This is a genomic window from Hyphomonas sp. UBA3195 (genome assembly GCF_002366485.1).
In the GTDB taxonomy this organism is placed as follows: domain Bacteria; phylum Pseudomonadota; class Alphaproteobacteria; order Caulobacterales; family Hyphomonadaceae; genus Hyphomonas.
Map to the genome: position 1 here is coordinate 1 of NZ_DEXB01000012.1, position 7195 is coordinate 7195.

Consider the following 7195-nt stretch of genomic DNA (forward strand, 5'->3'; position numbering starts at 1 on the left):
CTTGCTTAGAGGGCCCAGTAGGATTGAGCCGCCAAACTAGGCATTTTGCTTCTGAAATCAATGCGGCAGGGTCTGCTAGTTTGGATTAGCTGCGTTTCGTTACGACAAGACCTGCGAAAAGCACCCAAAACACACCGGTGATAACGACTTCATCCGTCCAGAGGATCGGATCAGCGCCTGACAATACCATCAGACCCGCTAGCAGGGTGAATACGAGGATTCCTGCCAGCGCGACCCAGCGTCCAAACCCTTTTCCAGCCATGACAGCGAGCCCACCGAGCAGAATGAGCCCTGTTGCAACCAGTCGCACCAAGCTTGTAGGCGGTTGCATAAGCGCGTCCGACAGGCCACTGCCCCGATCAACCAGCATATTGACGGTTGCTGCGCCGCCCCAGAACAGCCATCCCCCCAGCAGCGCCAGAACTAGTCCAATGATACGCCTTACGCTCATCATGTATGATCCTCATCCCTCATAGTGGAGAGGGTACGGCCATGACGGCACGACAGCAAATGCTATCTGGCTTTGGAACGCTCAGACGGCGCGGCGACGACGCGCATTCATCTTGCGGCCGTGGGCGGCAAAGCTCGCGCGCTGACGAGCAATCGCAGCAGGCACGATGGCCGGCCGCACGGGTTTTGCCGGAACCGACCGCTTGCGCTGATCCGGCAAGGGCTCACTGACAAGCACCGGCTGGGAAAGAACCAATGGAGCCACTTGCTCAGCGGATTCCGCCTTGCGCTGTATCCGCAATCGCAATTCCCACACGGCGAGCATCAGAAGCAATGCACCAGCGCATGCCCCCGCAATGGCGCCTTCGGCTGCGCTGGGATCATTCCACCAACCGGGCTCGAACGTCACGAGATAAAGACACGGGATTCCCGCGACGACGCCCATAAGATACCACAGCACACCGCCCGGGCGACGCGCGGCAATCATTGCAGCCGAGCAATAGAAACACAGCGCCGCGAGCAGATAGGGCCCACCATGTGCAATGCCGAGCTGGCGCCAGTCCACGCTCTCCAAACCAGACGCAATATCATCCTGCACCACCCAGCTGAGCGCCATCATGATAGAGGGCCACCGCACAGCCGTCAGCGCGCCAAAGGCAAAGGCGATCGCATATACTGTCAGCAGGATGGCAATAAGGCGGCGGAGCATCCCTCTCGCGTAACACGGCTACGGTAACTACCCGCTGAACACGATGTTGCGAATTTGATCTATCTCGGATCGTCGGACGGCTCGTCATTTCCTGTCCCGCAGATCCGCGAGTCGATGCAATAGTTCAGCACGCCCATGGCCAGCTTCGGTTCAGGCGGAGCCGTCTCGGAGCGTACCTCGGGCTCAGCTTCTGCCACTTCGCCCGCCTCCGCAGCAGCAATGCGGAACAGCCCACGCACCGTCTGCTGTTGGCGCAATGCGGTCCGCACCAGACGGGTAATGTAATCGACCGGAGCATCAATCTGTTGAAAGCCCTGCTGGGGTGAAACCGGCAAGCGCGCATCTTCCGGCACGACCATGGCGATCATGGATTGAGGGCCCAGCGGCGGCCCGGCCTGCAGGCCCGGTTCGCCAAAGATATCCTTTGCCAGGAATACGGTTTCGCCCGCCTCACGCACCGGCCAGCGTCCCGCTGCTTCAACCGGGTTCGGATAGAGCTGGGTCAGGACTTCATCGGCATTGTAGTCGAACAGGACCAGTTTTCCCCGCACGGGCAAGGTCACTTTCAGGTCGACCATTTGGCCGTTCTCAACGACAGACACGGGCTGGCCTGCCGCATTCACCAATGTGACCGGCATATCTTTGACGATCGTGTCGAAATCGTGCTGCACGCTCGAAACAAGGTCAGGTACGCCGCGCGTGGGCGGTGGAACCTGTGCATACTGAACGAAATTCGCATCAGGCACATAGGTGCGAATCCAGTCCGTATACGCAGATACCCGCGTATAGGCGCCGGGGCTCTCCTGCCGTCCGCACCCGACACCCCAGCTGACAACGCCGATCTGGTAGGGACAACCATTCTTGTCGTATTTCACCAGTGGACCGCCACTGTCGCCCTGACAGGCATCTTGGCCGCCTTGCTCCAGCCCGGCGCAGACGAGCGTCTTATCCACGATCAGCGACTGGTAATCCGCCGGATAGCCTTCCAGCATGGAGGCCTTGCGAAGACGCGCCTGACACACCGATGCTGCCACGGTTGGGGCCGAAGTTTCCTGCAAGACGAGGCTCGGCGCAGCGAGTGCGAAATTGCGCGCATTCTGCCATTTGGTGCGTTGGCCTGGCTCCAGTTCCACCAGATTACCAAACCCGGCCACCCAAGCCTCCTCACCCGCCTTGGACAATCTGTCCGTCGTCGCATCTGTCGACAGGGTCGCAAGTGGTCCCTCCCATGGCGTGTCGAGTTTCATGAGCGCGATGTCTGCACCCTTGTAGATATCTTCGGCGCCCGCATAAGCCGGGTGCGTGACAACCTTCGTAACGAATGCAGCTTGTGACCCTTCCGGAGTGCGGCCGAGATCGCCGGTGCCAAGCTGGACCCGAATGGCTGCGATCTTCCGCTCCGGCCCACCATCTCCTGCATCCTCGAAGGCGAAGACGCGTCCGCTCTGTTCCGAAACCCTGAAGCCTTCGACGCAATGTGCGGCGGTCAGGATCCATTCTTTCGAAATTGCTGCCGCGCCACAGACATGGAAGGCGCCCCGTTGCGTGTTCAGCTGGATCGACGCGATGCCAGGCCAGTTGGCAAGATGCGCGTTGACGCCGCCAACGACTTTGGCACCGGTGGGCGTATCCTCCACGCGACAGGCGCGATCCTGTGCAGACGCGCTGAAACCGGACGAAATGGCGGCGGCCAAAAGGCCCACAGCCAAGCTTGAAATTCTACGCATGTTGCTACGTCCTCCCGAACAGGAAGATTAACCATGCCAGCGCAAAAGCGCCAATATACTTGTCGGGTCAGGCTTAGCCCGCAAAGGCCTTTTCGATGACGAATTCTGCTGGCGACGCGTTCGAACCCTCGGTCAAGCCCGCCTTGATCATCAGATCCTTCACATCCTGGATCATCTCCATGGAGCCACAAATCATGACGCGGTCGGTTTCCGGGTTCAAGGGCGGTACGCCAAGGTCCTCGAACAGTTTCCCACTGTCGATCAGATCTGTAATACGGCCCTTGTACTCATAGTCCTCGCGTGTGCAGCTTCCATAGCGACGCAGCTTGCCCTGAGCCAGTTCGCCAAGGAATTCATGATTCAGCGTCTCTTCCACGATTTCCTTGGAATAATCGAGTTCAGCAGCTTCACGACAGGTATGGGTGACGATGACTTCGTCAAACTTCTCATAGGTTTCCGGGTCGCGCACAACGCTGGCGAAAGGCGCAAAGCCGGTCCCGGTCGAGAAACAATAGAGTCGCTTGCCAGGCACCAGCGCGTCATGCACCAACGTGCCAGTCGGCTTCTTGCCGAGCAGAACCTTGTCGCCCGGCTGAATCGCTTGCAAGCGAGACGTCAACGGGCCGTCAGCGACCTTGATCGAGTAGAATTCGAGCTCCTCATCCCAGCTCGGGCTGGCAATGGAATATGCGCGAAGCAATGGACGGCCGTCATCTTTATAGAGCCCTATCATCACGAACTCGCCTGACCGGAACCGGAAGGTCGACGGCCGGGTCAAACGGAACCGGAACAGTCGGTCCGTATAGTGTTTCACCTCGAGGACGGTTTCCTCGGTCGGCGCGTTCGGGTTGACCTTCTTGGCGGCAACAGGCGTCGCATCTGCAGTCATATCAGGGCATCTCGCTCTTGCATTGTCTCGCGGCGTCACATGACGTCAGGCCGCACTGAAAGCAATGCGTCAGATGAACAGTTGAGTTTTACTGAAGAGTTGGCGCTCTGGAAAGCCTAGAGCGGAGAGACCTCTCCTACCCAATGAATGGCGGGCTCCGCCAAGGGGTAAGCTCCATCCAGTTCATATATGTTCTCGTAGCCATAGCCGTAGAGATTGATGAAGGTAGGCACGTTCAACGCCAGCTCGATCCGCTTGACCGGAACAGGCGCGACATTGTCCGTGAAATTGTTGTTGCAATAAATCAGGATGCGCGTGTCTTTTGACGGGATCAGTTGTGCGAGCTTGTCATCGGTGAAGTCGGAGAAGTTCAGATGAGCAGCACCATCGATGTGTCCCATGCGATAAGCTTCAGCGCTGCGCGTATCCAGGATAATCGTATCGCTATCGGTTTTCATTTCGTTGAATGTGTCGAGATCAACCAGACGCGAAGACCGGTAGTCTGAGATTTCAGCTGAAAGGTCCACAAAGCCATCATAATCGACCTGGCTTTCCTGCGCCTGAGCCATTAGTCCGCATCCGATGAACGCGGCCAGCGTGATGAGCCCGAGAATTGCGTTTCCTTTGACACCCATGGCGTCAATCCTTTCTGCGTACTTCTCCACAGTATCGCAGTAAGATTACCTTCAATTGAGGCGGGAATGGGCAATTTGAAAGAGTTTCCTAAGGCTATTCAGGCTCTTGGATGCGCGGCGGCATGCACATCGCGCAAGCGCTCGGCGTCCACGCCTGTATAGACTTGCGTGGTGGAAAGCGATGCGTGGCCCAGCAAGGTCTGGATCGCACGGAGGTCTGCGCCAGCTGCCAGAAGGTGCGTCGCAAAGGCGTGGCGAAGTGCATGTGGCGTCGCAGTATCCGGCAAGCCGAGCACCGCGCGGAGCTTCTGAACCAACCCTTGAATCAGGCGTGGATTGAGCGCCCCGCCCTTCGCCCCCCGGAACAAAGCATCGTTGCGACCCAGATTGTAGGGACAAAGACTGGCATAGGTGTCAACGGCCGCCCGTACTATCGGAATCAGGGGCACGATCCTCACCTTGCCGCCCTTTCCGGCAATTCTCAGTCGCTCCGGCGCCGGAATATCTCCGCCGGTCAGGCTGAGGGCTTCAGAAATCCGCAGGCCCGCACCATAGAGCAATGACAGTACCGCCGCGTCGCGTGCATTTATCCAGGCTTCGGAATCAGGGTCTGTCCCGGCTTCTTCAATCAGATCCTTCGCGGCCTCAATTGATACCGGCCGCGGCAGGCGCTGTGGACGCTTCGGACCCTGCAAATAGGCGATCTCCGCGTTCTCAATGTCATATGTGCGGCCCAGCCAGCGATACAGCGCCTTGATGGAGGAAAGAAGCCGCGCAATTGAGGCATCCGACAATCCGTCCCGCCGGCGCTGGGCGAGGAAGCTCCGCACGTCGCGAGCCTTGAGTTTACCCAACGGGTGCGGCGTCGGGGCTTCGCCAAGATGTGTATTCAGGAACCCAAAAAAGCCCGCAAGATCGCTCTGATAAGCCTCAACCGTCTTGTCCGCCATACGGCGTTCGTCGGTCAGGTAGGCAGTAAAGGCGGCCAGGGTTTCCATCATGCCAGTCTGGCAGGTCGGTCTTAACTTTGCCTTGCCTCAATGAATGTCGAAAACAATCAGGGCTGGATGAGTTTTCCCGCCCAATCGAATAGCTTGCCGGAATCATCTGGGGTCAGCGCGTCTACGACATCGAGCAAATGTCCGGCTGATTGCGCCGGGGAGAACAATTGCCCATCCGGCACATTGGCCTGGAACGGCTTGGACAATCCAGTCTCAACCGTGCCTGGATGGAGTCCGATGCAAATCGACTCCTTGTTTGTCCGCCCACATTCGATGGCATAGTTGCGAACCAGCATGTTGAGCGCTGCTTTCGACGCGCGATAGGCGTGCCAGCCGCCGAGACGGTTGTCGCTGATAGAACCGACCCGGGCTGACAGCGGCGCAAACACCCACCGACCGGACCGAGGCATGCGACCCAGCATGTGTTTGGCAATCAATGCTGGCGCAATTGTATTCGCAGCGAATATGCGTTCGAAGCCATCCCGGCTCTGATGGCGGTAGGATTTTTCGGGCTGGAGGCTCTCGCCCTCATGTAGGCGCCCGATGGCAACCATGCAGAGCCTGACGTCTCCTGCTGAAGCCACCTCTTGTGCGGCTGCTTCGACTGCGGATTCATCCAATGCGTCGGCTTTCAGACCCGTTGCCCCCGCAGGGGCATCGCCGGAGCGGGAAACCCCAAAAACAGTTCGATAGACCCCACGCGTCAACAGGGCGTCCACCAGGGCGCGGCCTACACCGCCCGACGATCCAAATATGACTGCATTCATGCCAGTCGATCTAGGACGAAGTGATGTGCGGGCAAAAAAGAAGGGCGGCCAAACAGGCCGCCCCTCAATACTCTACCAGTTACTCTACTATCCATGAAGGTACACGAACTGTGCTTAACCCTTCATGAATATGTTGACGCACGCCTAGCTTTGCTTGGCCAGCAGGTTGCGAATTTCTTCCAGCAGCACTTCCTGGCGCGGCGGCGCAGCGGGCGCAGCTTCTTCCTTTTTCTTCATGTTGTTCATGCCCTTGATGATCATGAACATGACAAATGCCACGATGATGAAGGAGATGATCGCGGCGATGAAATTGCCCAGTTCGACGACTGCGGCTTCCTTCACCACTTCACCAGCGGCATTCATTTCAGCTGGCGTAACCGTGTAAGCGATGGAGGCGAGGTCGATGCCGCCCATGATCGGTGCGAGCAGGGGCAGGAACACGCCCTGGATGAAAGCGGTTACAACGGTTGCGAACGCCCCGCCCATTACGAAGCCGACAGCCATGTCGACCAGATTGCCCTTCAAGGCGAACTCTTTGAATTCCTTCAGCATCCCTTTGCCCCTTTTTGCTAGGATATTCCAATAACAGCGCGAATTAGGCCGCAGATTTGCCAATAGCGTCAAGTCGTCACACTCAGTGGAATAACAGTCGCTGCCTAGCGGGCTTCAGGGTCTTCGCCGCCATTAACACGCGCGCGCAGCTCCTTGCCAGCCTTGAAGAAAGGCACTGATTTCGCCGGAACTTCAACAGATTCCCCAGTGCGCGGGTTTCGACCTTTGCGCGCATCCCGGTGGCGAACAGAGAACGCCCCAAATCCGCGCAACTCAACACGATCACCACGCGAGAGAGCAGATCCGATCTCTTCCAGAATGACATTGACCACACGCTCCAAGTCTTCCTGGCGCAGGTGACTGTATTCAACAGCGAGTTTTGCAATCAATTCGGACTTCAGCATGTCTTTGATATTACACGCATTTGCGGCGGGAGCGCTAGGCCCCCGCCGCAAACATTTCATC

9 protein-coding genes are annotated in these 7195 nt (G+C 58.0%); all 9 read right to left on the reverse strand.

Features of this window, described 5'->3' with window-relative positions; genetic code table 11:
- Positions 1 to 85 precede the first annotated feature (85 nt).
- A complete protein-coding gene (locus B2344_RS03605; protein ID WP_290484680.1) occupies positions 86 to 454 on the reverse strand; it encodes a hypothetical protein in 369 nt (122 codons plus the stop codon).
- Between the two features lie 78 nt (positions 455 to 532).
- Positions 533 to 1159, reverse strand: coding sequence for a hypothetical protein (locus B2344_RS03610; RefSeq protein ID WP_290484681.1), 627 nt, complete (start codon positions 1157 to 1159; stop codon positions 533 to 535).
- A 59-nt stretch (positions 1160 to 1218) separates the two neighbouring features.
- Positions 1219 to 2886 carry a serine protease gene (locus tag B2344_RS03615; RefSeq protein WP_290484682.1) on the reverse strand — a complete coding sequence of 556 codons (1668 nt, stop codon included), beginning with the start codon at positions 2884 to 2886 and terminating at the stop codon, positions 1219 to 1221.
- A 73-nt stretch (positions 2887 to 2959) separates the two neighbouring features.
- Positions 2960 to 3775 carry a ferredoxin--NADP reductase gene (locus B2344_RS03620; protein ID WP_206991657.1) on the reverse strand — a complete coding sequence of 272 codons (816 nt, stop codon included), beginning with the start codon at positions 3773 to 3775 and terminating at the stop codon, positions 2960 to 2962.
- Between the two features lie 116 nt (positions 3776 to 3891).
- Positions 3892 to 4410 (reverse strand): rhodanese-like domain-containing protein, encoded by a 519-nt coding sequence (locus B2344_RS03625; RefSeq protein WP_290484683.1) that lies wholly within the window; start codon positions 4408 to 4410, stop codon positions 3892 to 3894.
- A 98-nt stretch (positions 4411 to 4508) separates the two neighbouring features.
- On the reverse strand, positions 4509 to 5411 hold the full coding sequence (locus B2344_RS03630) for a tyrosine recombinase XerC (protein WP_290484684.1): 903 nt from the start codon (positions 5409 to 5411) through the stop codon (positions 4509 to 4511).
- Positions 5412 to 5467: 56 nt separating this feature from the next.
- Complete coding sequence (locus B2344_RS03635) at positions 5468 to 6178, reverse strand: SDR family NAD(P)-dependent oxidoreductase (protein WP_290484685.1); 711 nt, start codon at positions 6176 to 6178, stop codon at positions 5468 to 5470.
- 144 nt (positions 6179 to 6322) lie between these two features.
- On the reverse strand, positions 6323 to 6730 hold the full coding sequence (mscL, locus tag B2344_RS03640; RefSeq protein ID WP_290480221.1) for a large conductance mechanosensitive channel protein MscL: 408 nt from the start codon (positions 6728 to 6730) through the stop codon (positions 6323 to 6325).
- A gap of 104 nt (positions 6731 to 6834) precedes the next feature.
- Positions 6835 to 7134 carry an integration host factor subunit beta gene (gene ihfB / locus B2344_RS03645; RefSeq protein WP_034814550.1) on the reverse strand — a complete coding sequence of 100 codons (300 nt, stop codon included), beginning with the start codon at positions 7132 to 7134 and terminating at the stop codon, positions 6835 to 6837.
- Positions 7135 to 7195 lie beyond the last annotated feature (61 nt).